The sequence below is a fragment of the Streptomyces sp. NPDC088261 genome, from assembly GCF_044740805.1.
Classification (GTDB): Bacteria; Actinomycetota; Actinomycetes; order Streptomycetales; family Streptomycetaceae; genus Streptomyces.
The window spans coordinates 96,818-117,455 of the sequence record NZ_JBIURL010000005.1; the positions used below are offsets into that span (position 1 = coordinate 96,818).

The following is a 20,638-nucleotide window of genomic DNA, read 5'->3' on the forward strand; positions in this document are numbered from 1 at the left end:
GCCGTCCTCACCGAACGGCGATCCGGAGCGCCGTTTTCACGGAACGGCGATCCGGAGTGCCGTCCTCCCGAACGGTCCTACAACCGCGCGGGACTCCGCGCCTCCAGGACCCCCAGGTCCAGGGCCCCGGCCATCACCCGGTACCCCTCGTCGCTCGGGTGCAGATGGTCGCCGGAGTCGTACGCCGGGTACAGCCGGTCCGGCGCGTACGGATCGCGCAGCGCCCGGTCGAAGTCGACCACGCCGTCGAAGACCCCGCCCGCCCGGATCGCCTCGTTCACCCGCTGCCGCACAGCCTCCCCGGCGGCGGTGTGACCGCCGTACCCGCCGAACGGTGTCAGGGTCGAGCCGATCACCCGCAGCCCGCGTGCGTGCGCCTGCGCGGTGAGGTCCGCCAGGCCGTGGACGATCCTGGCGGGGTCCCGTTCCCGCCCGGCCAGGATGTCGTTGATGCCGAGGTCGATCACCACCGCGCGGACGCCCGCCCGGTCGAGGACGTCACCGCGGAACCGTACGACGCCGCTCGCGCCCTTTCCGCGTTCCACCCCGCCTCCCAGGAGGCGGTTGCCGCCGATGCCCTCGTTGAGGACTCCGACGTGCCGGTCGCGCAGCCGGTCGGCGAGATGGTCGGGCCAGCGCCGGTTGGTGTCGGGGTGGGAGCCCACGCCGTCGGTGATGGAGTCACCGAAGGTGACCACCGCGCCGCGCGTGCCGGCGGCGAGGACGTCGACGGCCGTCAGGTAGCGCCAGCTGGTGGTCGGCAGGGTGTACGCGCGTCCGCCGATGTCCTCCGTACGGTCGCCGCGGGCGAGGTACGAGGTCTGGAGGGCGTTGCGGTGGTACGTCACCGGCCCTCCGGCGGCCGGGGTGTAGACCGTCACCAGCAGATCGGCGCCGGGCGGCAGGCGCAGGGGTACGGGGTCGCTGACGACCTGGCTGCCGGGCGGGACGGTCACGGCGGGGGCGTGACCGAACGTCACGCGGCGCATGGTCCCGGCGAGGGCCGCCGCGCCGCCCCCGCCGGCGGCCGTGGCGGTGGCGTTGACCGCGCCGGTTCCGCCGCTTCTTCCGCCGGCCCCGCCGCCCGGCCCGCGCAGGGCGACGGACGCGTGACCGATGCGCAGGCCCCTGGAGCCGTACCGGTTGGAGAGGGTGATCCGGACGCTCGTACCGCCGATGCTGGTGTGCACGATGTTGCGGACGGAACGCCCGGGGTAGCCGTGCGGCGCGCCCGGCTCGGGTCCGCCCGGCGCGGCGGCCCAGGTGCCCGTCCAGCCACCGGCGGAGGCGGGCGCCGCGGTGCCGTGGGACGTACGGCCCTGGGCGGCGCCGGGGCGCTCGCCGCCGGAGCCGTACCCGTATCCGAAGCCGAAGCCCGAGACGATGGCGGCGCAGACCAGCGCCACCACCCCTGTGAGGGCCCCGAGCAGGGCGAATCCACGAGGTCGTGTCATGGCCCCGGTCTCTCCTCGTGTCGGTCGCCGTGCCGGTCGTCCCACGGATCCCGTGCGTACGGGACGCGTCTCCGGGAACTCGATGTGCGCCCCGGGAGTACCACAGGCAGGGACAATGCGTACGGGTGGAATTGTGCACGAGCTGGGGCACGACACGTACGCGGACGGGTGGAGCGGATGGAACGTACCAACAAGGGGAGTGCGGCCGGACCGGGCACGGACGCCGGCGGTGCTCCCGACGACGCCGGCGGTCCTTCCGGCGGCGGTTCCTCCGGCGGGGGCGCTTCTTCCGGCGGCGGTTCCTTCGGCGGGGGTGCTTCTTCCGGCGGGGGTGCGGGCCGTCCGCCCGGCGCGGGTGCCGGGCGCTCCGGGGGGCTGTCCGTCGGCGGGCTGCCCGCCTTCTCGTACACGGCCGCGGACGAGGAGAAGCGCCGGGGCGTCCGCCGGATGAAGACCACCGCGAGCGGGCTGCTGCTGCTCGTCGCGGTGATCTACGTGCTCGCCACCTGGGCGAAGAACTCGGGCGTGGACGGCTGGCCCGGCTATGTGGCGGCGGCGGCCGAGGCGGGGATGGTGGGCGCGCTGGCGGACTGGTTCGCGGTGACGGCGCTGTTCCGGCGCCCGCTGGGCCTGCCCATCCCGCACACCGCGATCATCCCGAACAAGAAGGACCAGCTGGGCACGTCCCTCGGCGCGTTCGTCGGGGAGAACTTCCTGTCCGCGGATGTCGTACGGGCCCGGCTGCGGGCGCTCGGCATCGGCGGGCGGCTCGGTTCCTGGCTCGCCGAACCGGCCCACGCGGACCGGGTGACGGCCGAACTGTCCACGGCGCTGCGGGGCGCGCTGACCGTGCTGCGGGACTCGGACGTGCAGGCCGTGGTGGGCGAGGCGATCACGCGGCGCGCGGACGCGGCGGAGATCGCGCCGGGGCTCGGCAAGATGCTCGACCGGGTCGTCTCGGACGGGGCGCACCACCGGGCCGTGGACCTGATCTGCACGCGGGCGCACGACTGGCTGGTGGCGCACGGCGACTCGGTCATGGATGCGGTGCAGGGCGGGGCGCCGGGCTGGACGCCCCGGTTCGTGGACCGCAGGATCGGCGACCGCGTGTACCGGGAGCTGCTGCGGTTCGTCACGGAGATGCGGGACATGCCGGGGCATCCGGCCCGGGGCGCGATCGACCGCTTCCTGCGGGACTTCGCGGTGGACCTCCAGTCGGACACGGACACGCGGGCGCGGGTCGAGCGCCTGAAGTCGGAGCTGCTGGCGCGTCCCGAGGTGCAGGACATCATCGCGTCGGCGTGGTCCTCCGTACGCGGAATGATCATCTCGGCGGCGAGCGACGACCACAGCGAACTGCGCCTGCGGGCGCGGGCCTCGCTGCTGTCCCTGGGCGCGCGGCTGGCGACGGACGGGCGGCTCCAGCGGAAGGTGGAGGGCTGGGTCGAGGACGCGGCGGGGTATGTGGTGTCGACGTACCGGGGGGAGATCACGTCGCTGATCTCGGACACGGTGAAGAGCTGGGACGCGAACGACACGTCGCGGAAGATCGAGGCGAACATCGGGCGCGACCTTCAGTTCATCCGGATCAACGGGACGGTGGTGGGGGCGCTGGCGGGTCTGGTGATCTATACGGTGTCGCACGCGCTGGGGGCGTGAGGGGTGTTGGCCCCCCTGTGGGGGCCTATGGGCGGTCAGTAGCCGGGCAGCGGCTGCTCGCACCAGATGGTCTTGCCGGTGGTCGTCTGGCGGGTGCCCCAGCTCTGGGTGAGGCCGGCGACGAGCAGCAGTCCCCTGCCGCCCTCGTCCGTCTCCCTGGCGCGGCGCAGGTGGGGCGCGGTGCTGCTGCCGTCGGAGACCTCGCAGATGAGGGTACGGTCGCGGATGATCCGGAGCCGGATGGGCGGCGCGCCGTGGCGGACGGCGTTGGTGACGAGTTCGCTGGCGACCAGTTCCGTGATGAAGGCCGCCTCGGTGAGCCCCCACGCCTCCAGCTGCTCGACGACCAGTCTCCGGGCCCGTTCGACCTCGGCCGGATCGGCGGGGATGTCCCAGGTGGCGACCTGGTCGGGCGACAGGGCGCGGGTACGGGCCAGCAGCAGGGCCACGTCGTCGGCCGGGCGGTCGGGGAGCAGCGCGCCGGTGACGATGTCGCAGGCTTCCTCCAGCGTCGCGGCGGGACGGGCCAGTGCCCGGCACAGCTCGGCGATGCCCCGGTCGATGTCGTGCTCGCGGGACTCGATGAGGCCGTCGGTGTAGAGGGCGAGCACGCTGGAGGGCTCCAGCTCCAGTTCGGTGGTCTCGAAGGGGAGGCCGCCGATCCCGAGGGGCGGGCCGATGTGGCCGGTGACCGGTGCCACCGACCCGTCGGGGGTGATGACGACGGGGAGCGGGTGGCCGGCGGTGGCCAGGGTGCAGCGGCGCGAGACGGGGTCGTACACCGCGTACAGGCAGGTGGCTCCGAGGTCGGCCACGGCCGCCGGGTCGTGGAGTTCCGCGCTGTACTGCTCGCCGTCGGCGAGCCGGATGACCAGGTCGTCGAGGTGGGTGAGGAGTTCGTCGGGCGGCAGGTCGACGTCGGCGAGCGTGCGGACGGCGGTGCGCAGCCGCCCCATGGCCGCGGCGGCGTGCAGGCCGTGGCCGACGACGTCGCCGACGACGAGGGCGACCCGGGTGCCCGACAGCGGGATCACGTCGAACCAGTCGCCGCCGACGCCGCCCAGCTCGCCGGTGGGCAGGTAGCGGGAGGCCACTTCCACCGCGGCCTGTTCGGGCAGCCGCTGGGGGAGGAGGCTGCGCTGGAGGGTGAGCGCGGTGGAGCGCTCGCGGGTGTAGCGGCGGGCGTTGTCGATGGCCACGGCGCCCTTCGCGGCCAGTTCCTCGGCGAGGGAGACGTCCTCCTCGTCGAACGGTTCGTCCTGCCGGGAGCGCCAGAAGCTGAGCACGCCCATCGTGTCGCCCCGGGAGAGCATCGGGGCGGTGATGAGCGAGTGGACGCCCTCGTCGAGGATGCGCCCGGCGTACTCCGGATCCCCGGTCCGCCATGAGGTCGACGTCCGCAGGTCGGCCTCGATGTGGCCGAGCCGGGTGCTGAGGCTGCGTGCGTACAGGGTGGTGGAGGGGGGAGTGCGCCGGGTCCCGACGGGGCGGAAAGGGTGGTCCTCACGGATGCCGCCGACCGCGATTCTCTGGAGCTCTCCGGCGCCGGCCTGCGGCACCTCGCCGTGTACGGGGGTCAGGAGGTCGGCGGTTGCGAAGTCGGCGAACTGCGGCACGACCACCTGGACCAGTTCCCGCGCGGTCTGTTCGACGTCGAGTGTGGTGCCGACCGACACGCTGGTGTTGTAGAGCAGCCGCAGGCGCCGGCGTGCCGCCTCGGTCCGGCCGCGGCTCTCCTGGAGGGACCTGACCATGGTGTTGAAGGACGCGCCCAGGGCGCCGATCTCGGCGGGACCCGTGGTCTCCATGCGCACGCTGAGGTCGCCGCCGGCGATCTGTTTCGCCACGGCGGCCGCCTTGCGCGCCGGGCGCACGATCGCGCGCGACTGGTAGACGGCGAAGCCGACGATGAGCAGGATCGACGCCCCGAGCCCGGCGGACGCCGCGATCACGGCCCGGTCCGCGTTGGCGGTGGCGGTGTCCGTCCGTTCGTCGAGCAGGTCGCGCTCGGTGTTCATGTAGCGGGTGAAGTCGGCCCGCAGCACGTCGGCGAGCCGCTTCCCCCGGGCCGTCGTGAGCAGGCTCGACACGTTGGGATCACCCCGCTGGGCGGCGCTGACCAGGGGGATCGAGTAGGTACGGATGTACGCGTCGACGCCCCGCGTGATCTTCTCCGCGAGCCGCTTCTGTCCGGGGGAGGTGGCGTGGGCCTGGAATTCGCGCGACTGCGTGGGGAAGTCCTTGAGGGCGGCCCGCCACGGTTGCAGGAACACGTCCTGCTTGGTGATGACAAAACCCCGCTGGCCCGTCTCCAGATTGGCGAGCAGCTGTTCGAACCGTTCGGTCTCGACCACGCCCATGCGGGTCTCTTTGCGCGCGTCCGCCGAATCGCGCATGCCGTTGATCGCCCACAGCATGAAACCGAAGATCAACCCGATCAGCAGCGCGAGCAGGCCGCTCGCCACGGCGGTGAGCCGGGTCAGACCCCATCGCAGGTCCTTTCCCGGCACCTGTCTCCTCATGGCCCACATCATGCCTGGAGCGGGCGGTTTATTCCGGTTTCGTACCTTCCTGGGGGCGGCGGGGGCGGGGCGGGGCTGCTCAGCGGCCGGGGCGGCGGAGCTCAGCGGTCGGGGCGGCCGTGCTCAGGTTGTCCCTATGCGCTACGGCTCGCCTCATGCCCCACGCCGGGTGACGACCCAGGAGGCGGCGGCGACCGTACCGGCCACGGTGAGGACGGCGGGCCAGGCGCCGACCTTCTTGGCCAGGGGGTGCGAGGCGCCGAACGCGGCGAGGTAGGCGGCGCTCAGCCCGACCGAGGCCTTCGCCCCGCCGGCCTGGTGCCACTGCCGGGCGGCCACGGCGCCGGCGGCGGCCAGCGCGACCCCGCCGAGGGGGCGCTTCTTGGTCCACCGGGCGACCGCGTACCCACCGACGAGCCCACCGGCCGCGACCACCGCTGCGGGAACCTGAGCCATCACAACCACCTCTGCGTCCACGGTCACCGACGCGGAAAGCGTACGCCGCGCAACGGACGGCCCCCCACTCTCGACCCCAACGTCTCAATGCCTCAACGCAACGCAGGACACAACAGATGGTCACAACCCCCTCACCGACGTTCGGTCCCGGCCCCCACCCGGGCAGAGAACCCGCATGCTCCGAACGACCGCCGCGGACCCGGCCATCGCCCGCCTCGCCCGCACCCAACAGCACCTGGCAACGTCACGCCAGCTCCGCGCGACCGGCCTGGCACCCAGCACCACCACCCACCGCTGCGCACCGAACGGCCCCTGGCAGCGCCTGCTGCCGGGCGTGATCCTGCTCCAGACGGGGGCGCCGGACGTCCATCAACGCCTGCTGGCGGCGGTGCTGTACGGAACGACGGACCCGACCGCCCTGTCGGGCACCACGGCGGTACTGACGGGCGAGTCGGCGCTCGCGCTGTACGGAGTGCCGGGGACAACGACCCACAGCGCGACCGTTCTCGTATCGGCGAAGCGGGGCCTGCGGAACAGTTCGTACGTTCAGGTCCTCCGCACGAGCCGCTGGCCACCGACCCTGCTGGTGGACGGCATCCCCTGCGTACGCCCGGTGCGCGCGGCCGCCGACTTCGCGGCCCACGAACGCTCCCCGGACCGCGTCCGCGCGATCCTCACGGCGACGGTCCAGAAGACGAGCTGCCACCCGGAAGACCTCCGCGCCGAACTCCACGCGTCCCGCGCCCTCCGCAACCCGGCGGCCCGCACGGTCCTCGACGACCTCCGCGCGGGCACCCGCTCCATGGCCGAGGCCCAGGCCAGGGACACCCTCCTCCGCGCCCACCTCCCCCACCCCCTCTGGAACCCCACCCTCCTCACCCCGAACGGCACCTTCCTGGCCCGCCCGGACGCCTACTGGCCCCACGCGGGCGTGGCCCTGGAGGTCGACTCGGAGGAATACCACCTGGGCATCACGGAATACCGCACCACCCTCCGCAGACGCCTCCGCCTGGAAGCGCACGGAGTGGACGTACTCAGCGCCTCCCCCGCCCTGATCCGAGACCACCCCCAAGAACTGCTAGCAGCCCTCACCACCAAACTCCACCAAGCCAAATCCCACCCCAACCCCCCAGACCTGATCATCAGGCCCTACCTCTGACCCCGCCTCCGACCGTGAGGCGATCCTCTTGCTCGGTGCAGCGCATCTCCGACGCACGATGCACCGCCTCCGCGTACCCGCGGGTCTGTAGAAGTCCTGGCACGTACATGCAGGGGGTAGGGGTGTCCTCCCGAACCACCTCGTCCTCAAGGGTCAGCATGAGATTCATCGACTCAGGGATCGGGTCGGCAGTGACCGCCACCACCCTCGAATCTTCGCTCCCTTGGCCAGTTCGACGAGTGTGTGACGTTCCTGTTCGGGCGCTTCGTACGCACGACACAGCGCGTCGACCGCAGGCCACTTGACTGTTCCATCTTTGGTCTCATACCTGCTCAAGGTCGCCTTGGAGATACCGACGAGAGACCCGCCTCCTCCAATGTGAGCCCGGCGCGTTCCCGTAACCGGCGCAGATCCACGCCGAGTTGCCGCCGACGCGTCGTCGGTCCGACTGCCATGTATGTGGCCCTTCGCGTTGACCTCGCTGAGCGGGCACGCGCTCCGGCGCTACGGAAGCAGGACAGCTGGCGCCGGGGGCGTCGGCGAGAGCACGCACTTTGGCTTGAGCATTGTGAGAGATCCAGTGTCACTCTGGGGTGGAGCGAAGACATGCAAGGTAATCGCCGAGTCCAGATCCCAGGGTGCGGGCGTGAGTGAGTGTCAGTTCGACATCGCCAGGAAGGGTTGGGATCTCTCGGTCCTCGCCGAGGCTGAGGAACTCGCCGCCCTGCGACGGGTGGTGGAGATCAACTTGCATCGTTCATCCTGCGGGAAGACACGAAAGTCACGTGGTGTGAGCTGGCTACCGGCCTTCGATCACCGCCGGACCACGTGCACGGCCAAACGAGCCAAGGGTCGCCAAGGCGGAAGCGCTGCTGACTTTCTACGCCTTCGAAGATACCCAAGGGGTCACACCGTTCGGCCCCTGGGCGTGTCGGTAGCCGAGGAAGCCGTCATCCATCTGATCGTGGACCTCCTCCACTGGCTTCGTTCCCACAGCCGAGACCCGGACGACGCCCTCGACCGCGCCCGGTTGTACTTCGTAGCCGAGCTGGAGGAGGCCTGGTGATCTCTCCTTCAGCGCAACGCTTCGTGGAAGAATCCTATGGACGGGTCCTCGGGTGTTCCGATCAGAAGTGCTCGGTCCAACAGGCCGTTGTTCCGTTCGCAGCTCGTCTCGGACAATAGGACACAGGCATGGCAGGCGGCGAGGTTGAGGCTGCCGGTGCCACTCGCCTCCGATTCGAGGCAAAGAGGGTCCGCAGAACACCACATGGCACGATCCAACGCGGACCGAAGAACGTATTCCAACTTGATCGGTTCCCCTTGGGCGACCAAGCCGCCGAGGCTGCCGGCAGAGTCGCTCGTCGCTGTGTAAACGAGGAAACCAGCCATGGTGTCGTCTGCGTACAACCGTTCCCGAAGCGACGCCGACGGATAGCCACCGGCCAAGCTCCATTCGTTGATGAGTACATGTGCCAGCGTGTGGAGCAACACCATGCGAGGAGAGGCGGGAGAGTCGGGGGCAGCCTTTGTGTCCTTGGCGCGTTCACGCAGCTGGCGGAGGTGATTGGTCTTGATCCGCTCCGCACGGGCGGCCACCGCCGCGCTCCGCGCCCAGGTGTCGAGCCGCGTCTCGTCTAGTCGGAGGAAGATCCCTTCGCCTTGAACCTCCATGGCGGGCAGCCAGTCCATCGGTGTCAGCGACAGTTGGGCCTCGTGGACGTCCGCGTGGGAATCCGGTGTGTCGACCCGCGAGAACGCCTTGAGCGCGCGCACTTCGCGAAGCCGCTTCACCAACATTGGAGTCGTCACTCCGTACGGAAGTAGTGGGGCGGCGGAGGAGCGGGGAGGCTCGCAGATGAACTGCTCATCCCGATCGGCCGAGTTCTCGGGGTTGCCCTCGCTCAGACGCTCGTACTCCTTTTTGCGTAGAGCGGTGTAAGCGTGGTCCTTGCTCTGCTCACTTTCTGTTCCGGAGTCTTCCTGGGTTTCTGCGTCGAGGAGGGCGACAACCTGGTCCCAGGGGTATTCGTGTTTTTCCTGTATGCCGAGAACCTTGAGGTAGACCTTGAGTTCGGTGCGATCGATGGTGCGGAGGGTCTCCCAGTGCTCCGCGAGGCGCGCCATGAGACCACCGCTCCACGGTGGGATCGACAATGCGGTCTTTACGATGGCCTGCCACGCCACCGACGAACCACGCTGCAAGGTTCGTGGTGCTTCCGGGCACGACTCGACAGGTGCGTCCTTCAGCCAGGGACGTTTTCCGCTGCAACGGACGTTGAGGTCGAAGAGGGCCTTGCTGCGGAACGCCCCTTCCATGGATACCTCGGGAATTCCGCAGCTGCACGAGATCAGAACTGAGCGAAGTGAGGCGGTCTTCCCGCTGGATCGTAGACGCATCTCGCCACTGCAGAGTCCGGAGCCTCCCTGACGGTTGTTACGGTGCGCCCATTTCCAGTACGGGAAATCGTCGATGTGTCCATGCGCGCAGGCCATGACGAAACGGGACGGAACGAGTTCCTCGTCGCACTCTCCGCATTCGTTCTTTCCCGGTGGTGAATGGAATCCGCGCACGTCCTGCAATGCGTTGCAGGACGGACACGAGTGCCAGAGCGGGAATCGCCGGACATGGACACCGTCCCGGCTGGTGTCGTCGGACGCGGGCGGGAGCCGGAACGACTTCACGCCGAGCACCCGTGCCAACCGGTGCTCGTGGATGGTCGGAGCGTCGCTCGTGTTCCACGAGTCGATGCCGGACACGATGAACGACTCGTTGTCGACCGCGATCATCGATCCGACACCGTACGTCGTGATCATCTGCGAACGACGGACCGAGCCTTTACGCGGGAAACTGCGCTCGGGAGCGCCTCCACGACGGCGACGGGAGGGGGGCGGGGTCATCGAGAGGCCTCCATGAACAGGGCGGACTCGGCGTCGACGTCACGCAGACTCCACAGGGTGGACCAGGACTCGCTGTGAGTCTCGTCGTCGAAAGCGCGGAGCAACGACGGTGTTTTTCTTCCGCGCTTCGGCTCGTACAAGAGGCCGCCGTTGGCCTGGGCCTGCTCCACCCAGGCATCGACGAACTCGTCGAACCCCTGCGACGTCGCCTCGTATTCATCTTTGTCGACATCGAGGACTCTCGCCAGGAACGGTTTCCTGACGAGGCGCACGAGTTCCTCACGGAACTCTTCGATCCGCCCTGCGCCCTCGTTCGGTCGGGCAATCGGGATGAGGATACGGGCAAGGGCGACGACAACCGCGTGCAGCCCGCGTTCGCGGGCCCGCGAGGAGAACGGTGTCACGCTGGTCGACTCCACCTCCCGGTAGAGCGCCGAGTGGAAGTGCTGGAAGTCCTCGTAGTGCGAACGGTCCCGGGAGCGGGCGGAGTTGAGCATGACCGCCACCAGGCCAGGATGACTTCGGCCGACGCGGCTCGTCGCCTGGATGTACTCGGCGGTCGTCTGCGGCTGGCCCATCACCGCCATCAGACCCAGTCGATCCACGTCCACACCGACGGAGATCATGTTCGTGGCGAGCAGGACGTCCACGGTCTCGGGATGCGGGATCCGTCGCTCGATCTGCTTGAGTCGGCGGGGGACTTCGCTGGAGTTGGCGCGACTGGTTAATTCGGTCAGTTCCCGAATGTGTCGCTTCTGTCCGTTGTCCCGGTCGGCGAGGTACTCCAGATAGGCCTCGACGTCGTCGTGTACCTGGAGTTCAGCGGCGGCCAGCAGCCGGAGGCTGTTGAAATAGCCGACGAGCGTCCAGTAAGCGTCTCGTACCTCCTCGGTGGTGTCGGCACGCATCGCGTGATGCAGCACGGTCGCGTACGTCCGGATGAGGAGTGTCGACTGACTCGTGCTCGGCGTGAGCAGGCCGACGTATCGGCGGCTGGCCTTGCGTTCCTTGGGTGTCTCGACAGCGAACCAGGAGTCACGGGCGTCCAGGCCGCCCGGAGGGAACTGGGCGACCTCGCGGTCGAAGAGGGCTCTGCCCTGGTCCGCGGCACGGCGGATGGTGGCGGTGGAGGCGATCACCTTGGGACGGTCGGCCAGCACGTCGACCGCTGTCTCGTACAGGCCGGTGAGGGTGCCGAGGGGACCCGAGATGAGGTGGAGCTCGTCCTGGACGATCAGTTCGGGAGGGGGCGTACCGTCCGAGCGGTCCCGATTGAACAGAGCCGCAGTGCGCTCACGCCACGGCATCGAGGCGAACTTGTCGACGGTGGCGATCACCAAGGTCGGGCGCGCGTCGTAGACCGCCTCGTCGACCAGGTGGACAGGCAGTCCGTCGCGGAAGTCGCAACTTTCGTCCGGGCAACGGACGTACATTTGACGCGCCTCCTCGTCCACCTCGTACTGGTAGGCGTCGAGCCGGGTCCCGCACCAGGGACAGGCGTGGAGTTGGACGGGATTCCTCTCCTGAAGAGTCTTGCCACCTCGTAGCTCGACCAGGCCGGCCTCCGCCACCGAGAGGGTGTTGGGGGTGGCGGACTGGCCCACCCACATACCGATGGAGATCGGTTCGTTGCCCAACGTCGTCTTGTTGTCGAGCCGGAGGAGTTCCATGGCACAGATCAAGGTGGTGGCGCGCTCGAACTGCTGGAGCGTGAGCAGCCGCAGGGTGTAGCGCATGAGGACGGTGACGCCCCCTCCCGACGCCTTGAGGCGCATACGGCGCAGGAAGGTCGTGAAGGCGATCAGCCCGAGATAGGCCTCCGTCTTTCCACCACCCGTCGGGAACCAGAGCAGGTCCGCGATTGCACGGTCCTCGTGGTCGGAGTCCTCGATTCCTTCGAGGCACAGGAGCATGAAGGACACCTGGAAAGGCCGCCAGCGGCCCACCGTCATGTCCGGATCACCGGTACGTCCGGACTTCACCCAGACACTGCGTGCCCGCTGACGTGCCATGGCCAGATTCGCGAGGCGGAAGGCTTCCATGGCGTCGGGCTTCGTGTCCAGCACACGAATTCCTCGACGCATGCGGGCCAACGCGGCGACGCACCGCTCGATCTGTTTCCGGGCAGGGCCCTCGAAGGTGGTTCCGGTGAGCGTCTCCGCCTCCTTCTCCTTTCGCTCGATCCAGGCCGCGTAGCCGGCCGCCAGTTCGTTGAGAGCCGCCAACACCTCGGACGCCGGCCTGGTGGCCAGTCCGTGCATGGTGAGGGCCGAGTTGTCGATCTCCGGATTGGAGTCGGTCAGAAGAACCTCATGGGCCGGTAGGAACTCGGTCCGCACCTCGGTGACGGCCGCCCGCTCGACAGGCGGCGCCCCGATCGAGGGTGGGGTCCAATTCCAGGCGGCCGCACATCCGTGACCCGTGGCGAAGGTCGGAGCGTGGCGATGGAGCAGCCTGCTCACCGCCAGTTCCGGGTCCGTCGCCCTTCCGGTGGCCGGCCGCTCCACGAACGGGGCCTCTCCCGAGGGGGCGGTGACGGTGAGACGGGGCTGATAGATGCAAAAGGCGTCCTGGAGCTCGCGCTCCCCGATCCGTCGGGTGTTGATCAGAGTGACCGTGACGGTGACCGTGCCGCGCGGCCCTGTGGGACGACGGACCAGAGCTCTGATCTCCAGGCCCTCGTCGACGATCTCTGCCGGGCGCATACCTGAGCGGCCGATATCGATCGTCACAGGACGGAGTGTCAGTTCGCGTCGACGCCATCGTTCGGACTGTTCGGAGGTACTACGGGCCTCGGCGCGCTTCGCCGCGACGGGACGCCCTTCGGCGTCGACCGGGTCGTACCTGGCGGCTTCGGTGGTGACGAGGATTGTCGACGTCACGGTGGGGTCGACGGCGAAGGTGAGACCCATGGACGACGGTCGACGGTCGTTGGCCAGGGACACCCCCAGATCCGGGGCGGTGTCCTCGACGTCTCTGCTGCCGCGCAACACAGGGGAGTCGTCGAGACCGTCGTTCTCGGCGACCGCTGCCGAGAGTTCCTCCTCCGCGGCCTCGCCCGTGGGGCGAGGGAAGAGCACACCGATCGGATAAGTCGTGATCGGCGGATCCTGCGTCAGTGTCTCGTCGTCCTTGCCCGGGCCGAGCAGGTCCCTGCGAAGCTCCGTGACGAGACCTTCGCGCATCGCGTAGTGCGCGGAATGCGGGCCTGCACCGGCGGTCATCTGTTCTGCCCTTCCTCGGTGTTCTTCCGGACCCGTCCGTATCTGCCGAGTCCCGACATACGGGGCACGATCCAGACTCCTTGGTCGCCCAGCCCGGCACGCAGGCCTGACGCCGTACTCCCGGCGACGCTCTCCAGACAGTCCATCCTGAAGCCTGCGATCTCCACGGGCCAATTGATCTCCCAGGTTCTGTTGATCTTCAGTGACGCGTGGAGATCGCGACGGAACTGCTCCGACACCACACCGACGGGCCTGCCTCGGTGATGGATCGTGTACGGCGGGCTCTGGTCCGTGGCCATGGGCATTTCGTGCTGCGCCCGCAGGACCAGCTCGTCCCCCGGGCGGACCGAGGCGGCCAGATACTCCTGCACGGCGGTGGCGTCGTCCTCGAAACCGTCCGTACCAGGGGGGTGTTCCCGTGAGACGTCCTGGCCGGAGGCGGTGATTCCGTCTCGGATGTACGCCTGCCAACCGCCCAGGTACCAGCGGTTGGAGGACCTGTCCTTGCGGAGGAGCGCCGTGTCGGGTGGCGCGATACGGAACAGGTCGTCCCTCGGACGGGTCATCGCGACGTACAGCGCGCGGGCCTCCGACGCCGGATCGACGCGAGAGTGCTGTTTCGCCAACTCCGCGGTCGTCCCGGGTTCCACCACGATCACCCGATCGAATTCCAGACCCTTTGCGCGGTGGACCGTGGAGATCACCAGAGGTGCGGGCTCCGCCGCGGCCAAGTCGTCGGGGAACCGTCCCTCCGCGATCAGAGGGCGTACCGAGGCGACATCCATGAGACCCCTGGGGCCGCGTGCCGCGCTGCGCAGAGAGCGCCACAGCCTGGGATGATCGCCGGGAGGCGGGACCGGACCGTCGGCGAGAAGTTCCCGGAACCGTTCCTCGGTGAGTGTGGCGGAACCGGTGGCGCGCAGCAGGAACGCCACCCAGGCCGGCACGGGTCGGTCCTGGAGCGGGCGTTGAGTTCGATGTAGGACGCCTTGGGAATACAGGGTGTCCGAAAGCGCGATCGCCTGCCTGTTGTCCCGGCAGAGAATTGCGCACGTACCCGGGAACTCCTTGAGGGAGCCGAGGGTGAAGGAGTTGTCGAGGGCGCCGAAGTCGGGGCACGATCGAAGCAGGTCGCGCAGCTTGTGATGAAGGACCTCGCCTGCGGCGTCGGACTCCGCGGTCTCGGAAGGCAGGCGGCGGAGGGCGGTCCCCAATGCCAGGGCCGTACGAGCTTCGTCGGTCCGTGCGCGAAAATTCTCCGAGAGATGGAGCTCGACGAGGTCGTCCGGGTAGGACGCCCGCAGCCAGTCGAAGAAGTAGTTGGTCTCCGCCGCACGGGCGTCGTCGTCCGACACCTGGAATCCGAAGATCGCCTGGGCCCCGTCGCCCACGACGGTGAAGCCGCAGTTGTTCTGGAAACGGTCGAGCAGCGTCTCCACCATGTCCCTACGATCGCCGACCAGATCCTGGACCTCGTCGATCACCACATGCGCGGGAGCGCCCGATTCGCTCTCCTCGACAGCCCCACGCATGATCGCCTCGGTGGCCTCCTGGATACGTTCCTCGAAAGGGAAGGCGCTCCAGTCACGGGCCGGGTAGGCACTTCTCAGCAGTGCGTACGCCCAGGAGTCGAAGGTTTGCACCCGTACCCGGCGAGCTTCGCGCGCATGAAGCGCGATCCGTTCGCGTAGCTCCCGTACGGCCGCCCGGGAGAAACTGAGCACAAGGATCTCCCGGGCCTCGAGAGCGTCCTCCTCGTTGCTCATGAGAACGTCCAGCCTGCGCACGAGCGTGTGTGTCTTGCCGGCGCCGGCCTCCGCGGTGACCAGGAGCCGGGTGTCCCACGGCTTGTCGACGACCGCCTGCTGCTCGACCGTGAGGACCGGACTGTCCAGATATGCGTTGCTCACTTCGCACTCCACAGGTGCTCGAACTGTGTGAAGGCCAGCGCCTTGCCGTAGTTGGTGATGTTGTCCCGGACGTTCAGGATCAGACAGGTTTCTTTGCCTCCGTTACGCGGTCCGCGCAGGCCACGGCCGATCATCTGCTGGTAGACGTTGGGGCTGTAGGTGGGGCGGGCGACCACGACGGCCCGCGTGGCGGGGGCGTCGAAACCCTGCGTCAGAACACCGTAGTTGGTGAGAACACGGATGCCGCCTTTTCGGAACAGGTCGATCCGGTGCCGACGATCCGCTGTCGGCGTCGCCGAGTCGACCGCGGCGGCAGTGATCTTCAGGTCGTTGAGCTTGGCAGCCAGGAACTTGGCATGGCCCACGGACGTGGCGAAGACCAGTACGGGCCAGTCCGTCGGCATGGTCCGGATCTCGTCGATGATGCGCTGGTTACGGTCCTGATCGCCGGCAAGGCGCTGCTCGGCCGCTTTCGACAGCAGACTCAGCTGTTCGGCCCGCTCCTTCTCGACACTGGTCAACTCAATGGTGCCGCCCGCGAGTTCCTGGTGCGTGACTCGCGCCAGCATGCCCAGCTCCTGGAGTTCCGCGTACGCGTCGTCGGTGGCGAATATGCCGTCGTCGAGTCGACGACCACCGAACCGCTGCACCAGTCGACGTGTCTCGTCGTCGTTGGTGTTGCGGAAGGGCGTGGCTGTCAGGCCGAGCAGATGGCGTTCGGTTCGTGTGTGGGACAGCCCGAGGTGGCCGAGGATCTCCGTATACTGCGGGGAGATGGCCACGTGGGCCTCGTCGACGACGACGAGGCAGGCGGACCGCAGCCATTCGTAGCTCTCGCCGTCCAGGCAGTTGCGTAGTTTCGCGTCCGTCGCCACGACCAGGTGGGGACGGTCCTGGACCGGACCGGCCTCGTTCGTCGACCAGAGTCGACTGATCGTCAGAGGGCTGTCCGTGCCGACCTTCGACCAGACGAAGCTCCAGCTCTGGACGGCCTGTTCGCAGAGCTCCTCCGTCTGCGCGATCCACAGAATGGGGCCGTCCAGTCGGTCCACCCGCTTCACCCAGCGGATGACGGCCTCCGCGGCCACTCGGGTCTTGCCCGCTCCTGTCGGCAGCGACAACATCCCTCGTTGGGGGCTGAGTCGGTCGAGCATCGCGAGAACGTTGGTGGCCAGGCGCTCCTGGTAGTCGTGCAGACCGAGGAACTCCGTGGGGCCGGGGACGTCGACCCTCGGTGCCAGTGAGGAAGCCTTGGTACCGGCGAACGAGTCGGGGAAGCCGAAGTCGGACACAAATTTCACCGCGAGGGACGAGCCGGTGAAGGACGACGGTGCCTGGTTCGGGTAAGCCGCCATCAGATCTTTCGCGTGCATCTGCAACACGCCGTCGCCGTGAGCGTTGTACGCCATATGGGCGATTCGGCGGGCGGACGGTTCCTCGCCTCCCTGATCCGCTTGCTCGCTCTCCAGGAGGCCGGGGGGCAGTCCGGCGCGGAGCGAAGGTGCGCCGACCAGCAGTTCCAACTTCTCCTCGACCGTCTCGGCGTCACGAACCTTGCGGAGCGCGGCCTGCACCTGCTGGTCCGCTTCCTGGCGCTCCTGGGCTTCGAGGACGGCTCGGCAACCTCCTTCCTTCAGGCCCCAACGCAGCTCCCTGTCCGCGGCCACGAGCGCCGCCAGTCGGGACTCGGGTTCGAGGACGAGCACCGTGGTGCCGTGGAGCGCACTGGCCAGGGGAGCGGCTCGGGTGCCCTGCGGGGTGCGGGTCACTTCTTCCAGCTCGGAGCACCGCAGAAGGCTGTAGTTGTTGATCACACTGCCGAGCCGCTGACGCAGAGTCGGGAATTCGTCCCTCAGCAGGATCGGCTCGCCCTCCCCGACATGTCGGGTCTCCTTGCTGATCACGTCGGCGAACTGGAGCATTCCCCAGGTCTTGATCAGCAGGTCCGCGTCCTCGGCACTGCCCGCGAACAGCGCCGGTTGGTGCTCCGCACGGAGCACCCGGTACTCCTCCTCCGTGGCCGCCACGGCGATCTCGCCGTCCTCGCGGGTGTCCCACTCGCTGCCGATCCGGCAACGAGTGAGGCTGTCCGCGGGGAAGGGCACGTCGAGACGCGTCAACATCACGTAGGTGCGCCCCACGAAGACGTCGTCCTCGCTCCGGCCGAGCTCTGCCATCAACTGGGCCCACTGCCGTGACGGCACGTCGGCCACCACGACGGGCAGATGGAGTTTGCGTGCCTTCTCCGCACTGATGTCGGCCACCGGAAGTACGTCGCTGTAGCCGCGGAGTTGTGGTCCTACGGCATCACCGAGCGCGACGATGCCCTGGGACGTCGGTACCATGCCGTGCTCGCGCAACATCCAGCGCAGCGGTGAGACGACGGGCCGGCGCGTCGACCCCTGGACACCGACCTGCATGGTCCATCGGTCGATGACACTGTCGTCGGGCAGGGCTTTGACGAACGCCGCCTTGGCCTCGTCGGAGAGGTGGGGGAGAAGATGGAGGGGGCCGCCGGTGGCGGCACCTTCCACCTTGAGACGATGAAGTGCCGGTCGTGGGGCGCCGCTGGTCAAGGTTCTGCAGTACTCCTGGTGCATCGCCGACCGGTATTCCTCGAACCAGGGCTCCGCGGCGGGCTGTCGGCCGCCCACCGGTCGATCCCGGAGACCGAACTCGTGGAACACCGACATGTCGTCGGAGTGGAAAATCGGATCCACTGCGACGGACGCGTCCCGGGACGCGTCGGCGGGAACCACCGGGCCGGGAAGCAGACAATCGTTCATCCGGTGGTAGCGCCCGTCCACCGTGCGGACGTGGAGAGTCATGAGGGGTTCGGCGACCCGGGACTTGACCTCCATGGAGACGTGACGGCCGCCTGCGCTGTGGAAGAGTTCCCAGAAACGTGTCCAGTCCTGCGGTCCGTAGCGTTCGAAGCCTTGGTCCAGGACTCCCACGAAACGACCTCGGGCGTCCGCTTCGCGGATACCGATGTCGTTGAGCGCGCTCGTCAGGGACATGTCTTCCGAGAGCTTCTGGTCCACATACACCAGATCGTCCTTGAGACCGTCCCGCACCGACCGCCTGAACACCCTTCCGGCAACCGGTGCGACCAGCCCGTTCTCCTCCGTGAGGACGATCCGGGCTGTCCGGGCCTCCTCGGCGAGGGGCGAGCCCTCTCCGATCATCTCCGAAAGGATGCGGACGGCGACGGCGGAGGCCTCGGCGGACCCGTCCGAGACAAGGGCCTCCAGCCACGCGCGCACCGTCGCTCGCGGCTGCTTGGTCTCGTTGAGGATGTGCTCGACCTTGCCCACCCGGATGTCCGCTGCGTCCACAGACGGATGAAGCCAGTTCGAGGGACGGCCCGGGTGGGCGTTCCACATGTCGAGCCAGCGTGTTCTCGAGTCCTTTTGGCTGCCGAGTGTGGGGTGCACGTGCAGATCCCGCGGGATCTGCAACGCACCGTCCTGGTCCGGCAGGGAAGGGCGCTGTGCCGCCAACTTCCAGATCTGTTCGGTCAGGTATTTGTCGGCCCAGTTCAGCGTCTCCGACTCCCGGGTACGGCCGGGGAGGAAGGGAAGAAAGGCGCCCGGATCCTCGGCGGGCACCAGGTGAGGCAGGGAATCGATCACCAGGCGGGCTGCGACCTGGATGATCTCCTGGTTGAAGGGGCTGGCATCCAGCAAGTTCTGCCGATCCTCGTTCGTCTTCCACGCGCCGTTGAGGGCGCCGCTCAGCGTCATGGGGTACTTGGTCGGGAAGAAGGACCAGAACTCGCCACGGCCCCTCGGTGCCACAAGAAGGGTGTCCCCTGTGTATTCCGGCACCGCCCAGGCGATGTCGATCGTTCCTCGGTCGTGCATCTCGCCCGCGCTGCGGCGGGCGACCTCCGTGGGGCGGTGAGCGTGGGTGAAGACCTTCCAGGTCGTGGTCTCGATCATTTGCCCGGTGCGCGCCTCGTGGATGCGGTGGTGGAAGCCTTCGTGTTCGACGGTGATCTCGCGCCGGACCGGGGGCATTGTTCGACGGTCCTCGAGGACGACTGTCCCCACGTGATGGGAGAAGAGCTGGAACCTGGCGGGGAACTCCTTCTGCGTCTCGTCCTTCCAGGTCCGGTGCATGTCGTCGGCGAGACGTTCGGCCGCGCCAGGGAGCAGGGGAAGACGCACGACCGTGGTGGCCCAACCCAGCAGCTGGTCGAGAACGCTGTCCTTCATACGTTCGTCGACGGGGTTCAGGGGACGGGCCATCCGTAGGACGGGCGCTTCGAAGCCATCGTCCACGGTGGTACCGAGGGTTTTGCGGATGGCTTCGTACGACCAGGCGCGGTCGAATCCGAAAGAACCGGAAGTACTGAAGAACTGGGGCATGTCCGTGACTGCAAGGATCGATTTGACTCCTACGCCGAAACGGCCGATCTGGCCGCCGCGCTTCTTGGACACACTCATTCGGAGGATGGTCTCCGCACCCTCCGAGGTGACGGGCGTACCCTGATTCGCGCAGTACAGGTGGGAGTCGGTGAGGACCACGTGAACCTTTCCGCCCGGCTCGGCGGCGATCTCGTCCGCGGCATTCTGCACCAGCTCGAACAACTGGCGGTCGCCGTAGCCTCCTTGGGTGATGCGACGCTCGCCGTTGGCATGCTCCATTATCAGACCGGGGTCGACGCGGTAAGTCTCCAGCACGCGCGCGGACTGTTCGACAATCTTCTGGATGACGGGTGAAGCCGATGAAGTGTCCGTCGCAGACGATTGGTTCACAGGGATTCCGTTTCTGAGGCTGCCGGCCGAGTGTGGCAAGAGGTAGGAGGGCCGACCGTGTTCGGGCACGGCCGACCCTCGGAGTGAACGATAGACCTGCGAACTGACGGTCCGTCGGGTTACCGCTGAACGATGACGATGATGACCGTTCTGGTACGGAACGGGGTGCGGGGAGACCCGCGGACGGCGCAGCGAGTTCCTGTTGCGAGGACGTGTCCTGGACGGTGCGGGGCCACGGGAGGTGCGTCGCTTACGGGGGCGGTGTGTGCGGTACGGGGGGCGACGGGAGTCGCATTCGGGTTCTTCGTCTCCCGTCGCGCGGCTTCACGCCTGCGGCGGGCGTTCCGGATGTACTCGAAGGTTCGTCCGTGGGCCTCCAGGAAGTCGGACTTGAGCTACGGGTCCTCACGCGAATCGTATGCGTCGAGGAATTCGAAGTCTTCATTTTCCGGCATGGGTCATCCCTGAATCGGTTCGGGTTCGCGGCGGATCGAATTGCTGGTGATGCGCATATATCGCGGCCGAACGCACAGAAACCGGGGAGTGCATTCCGGGGGGATGGCCTGACGGACGACAGAAAGTCGCACGAG

Annotated in this window: 10 protein-coding genes and 1 pseudogene; 3 read left to right on the top strand and 8 right to left on the bottom strand. The window is 68.2% G+C overall.

All coding sequences use genetic code 11. The annotated features are described in order from the left end of the window. Positions 1-77 precede the first annotated feature (77 nt). Complete coding sequence (locus tag ACIODU_RS12280; protein WP_401766924.1) at positions 78-1,454, bottom strand: SGNH/GDSL hydrolase family protein; 1,377 nt, start codon at positions 1,452-1,454, stop codon at positions 78-80. Positions 1,455-1,631: 177 nt separating this feature from the next. Between ACIODU_RS12280 and ACIODU_RS12285 the strand changes: the two genes are divergently transcribed. Next, positions 1,632-3,113 (top strand): DUF445 domain-containing protein, encoded by a 1,482-nt coding sequence (locus tag ACIODU_RS12285; RefSeq protein WP_401766926.1) that lies wholly within the window; start codon positions 1,632-1,634, stop codon positions 3,111-3,113. Between the two features lie 35 nt (positions 3,114-3,148). Here the strand turns inward: ACIODU_RS12285 and ACIODU_RS12290 are convergent, their stop codons facing one another. Next, entirely contained in the window at positions 3,149-5,635 is a 2,487-nt protein-coding gene (locus tag ACIODU_RS12290; RefSeq protein ID WP_401766929.1) for a SpoIIE family protein phosphatase, read from the bottom strand. A 153-nt stretch (positions 5,636-5,788) separates the two neighbouring features. Further along, positions 5,789-6,091 (bottom strand): hypothetical protein, encoded by a 303-nt coding sequence (locus tag ACIODU_RS12295; protein ID WP_356426043.1) that lies wholly within the window; start codon positions 6,089-6,091, stop codon positions 5,789-5,791. 175 nt (positions 6,092-6,266) lie between these two features. Between ACIODU_RS12295 and ACIODU_RS12300 the strand changes: the two genes are divergently transcribed. Then, positions 6,267-7,250, top strand: a complete 984-nt coding sequence (locus tag ACIODU_RS12300) for a hypothetical protein (RefSeq protein ID WP_401766932.1) — start codon at positions 6,267-6,269, stop codon at positions 7,248-7,250. Positions 7,251-7,275: 25 nt separating this feature from the next. On the opposite strand, the pseudogene ACIODU_RS12305 reads toward ACIODU_RS12300, so the two are convergent. Then, positions 7,276-7,705: pseudogene (locus ACIODU_RS12305) on the bottom strand (helix-turn-helix domain-containing protein); the annotation flags it as partial. A gap of 473 nt (positions 7,706-8,178) precedes the next feature. Between ACIODU_RS12305 and ACIODU_RS12310 the strand changes: the two are divergent. Beyond that, positions 8,179-8,316, top strand: a complete 138-nt coding sequence (locus tag ACIODU_RS12310) for a hypothetical protein (protein WP_401766935.1) — start codon at positions 8,179-8,181, stop codon at positions 8,314-8,316. A gap of 8 nt (positions 8,317-8,324) precedes the next feature. Here the strand turns inward: ACIODU_RS12310 and drmB are convergent, their stop codons facing one another. Genes drmB through ACIODU_RS12330 form a run of 4 tightly spaced genes read right to left on the bottom strand, consistent with a single transcriptional unit; the run spans position 8,325 to position 20,048 of the window. Then, on the bottom strand, positions 8,325-10,151 hold the full coding sequence (gene drmB, locus ACIODU_RS12315; RefSeq protein ID WP_401766938.1) for a DrmB family protein: 1,827 nt from the start codon (positions 10,149-10,151) through the stop codon (positions 8,325-8,327). After that, positions 10,148-13,375: a helicase-related protein gene (locus tag ACIODU_RS12320; RefSeq protein WP_401766940.1), complete on the bottom strand. Its 3,228-nt coding sequence runs from the start codon at positions 13,373-13,375 to the stop codon at positions 10,148-10,150. Before ACIODU_RS12320 ends, drmB begins: the two co-directional genes overlap by 4 nt. Beyond that, positions 13,372-15,285 carry a UvrD-helicase domain-containing protein gene (locus tag ACIODU_RS12325; protein ID WP_401766943.1) on the bottom strand — a complete coding sequence of 638 codons (1,914 nt, stop codon included), beginning with the start codon at positions 15,283-15,285 and terminating at the stop codon, positions 13,372-13,374. Before ACIODU_RS12325 ends, ACIODU_RS12320 begins: the two co-directional genes overlap by 4 nt. Next, positions 15,282-20,048: a DEAD/DEAH box helicase gene (locus ACIODU_RS12330; RefSeq protein ID WP_401766946.1), complete on the bottom strand. Its 4,767-nt coding sequence runs from the start codon at positions 20,046-20,048 to the stop codon at positions 15,282-15,284. The genes ACIODU_RS12325 and ACIODU_RS12330 overlap by 4 nt, the downstream gene beginning before the upstream one ends. Positions 20,049-20,638: the final 590 nt, after the last annotated feature.

Coding starts and splice junctions, on each gene's coding strand:
- ACIODU_RS12280 (WP_401766924.1), bottom strand. CDS start 1,454: ATGACACGACCTCGTGGATTCGCCCTGCTCGGGGCCCTCACAGGGGTG.
- ACIODU_RS12285 (WP_401766926.1), top strand. CDS start 1,632: ATGGAACGTACCAACAAGGGGAGTGCGGCCGGACCGGGCACGGACGCC.
- ACIODU_RS12290 (WP_401766929.1), bottom strand. CDS start 5,635: ATGAGGAGACAGGTGCCGGGAAAGGACCTGCGATGGGGTCTGACCCGG.
- ACIODU_RS12295 (WP_356426043.1), bottom strand. CDS start 6,091: ATGGCTCAGGTTCCCGCAGCGGTGGTCGCGGCCGGTGGGCTCGTCGGT.
- ACIODU_RS12300 (WP_401766932.1), top strand. CDS start 6,267: ATGCTCCGAACGACCGCCGCGGACCCGGCCATCGCCCGCCTCGCCCGC.
- drmB (WP_401766938.1), bottom strand. CDS start 10,151: ATGACCCCGCCCCCCTCCCGTCGCCGTCGTGGAGGCGCTCCCGAGCGC.
- ACIODU_RS12320 (WP_401766940.1), bottom strand. CDS start 13,375: ATGACCGCCGGTGCAGGCCCGCATTCCGCGCACTACGCGATGCGCGAA.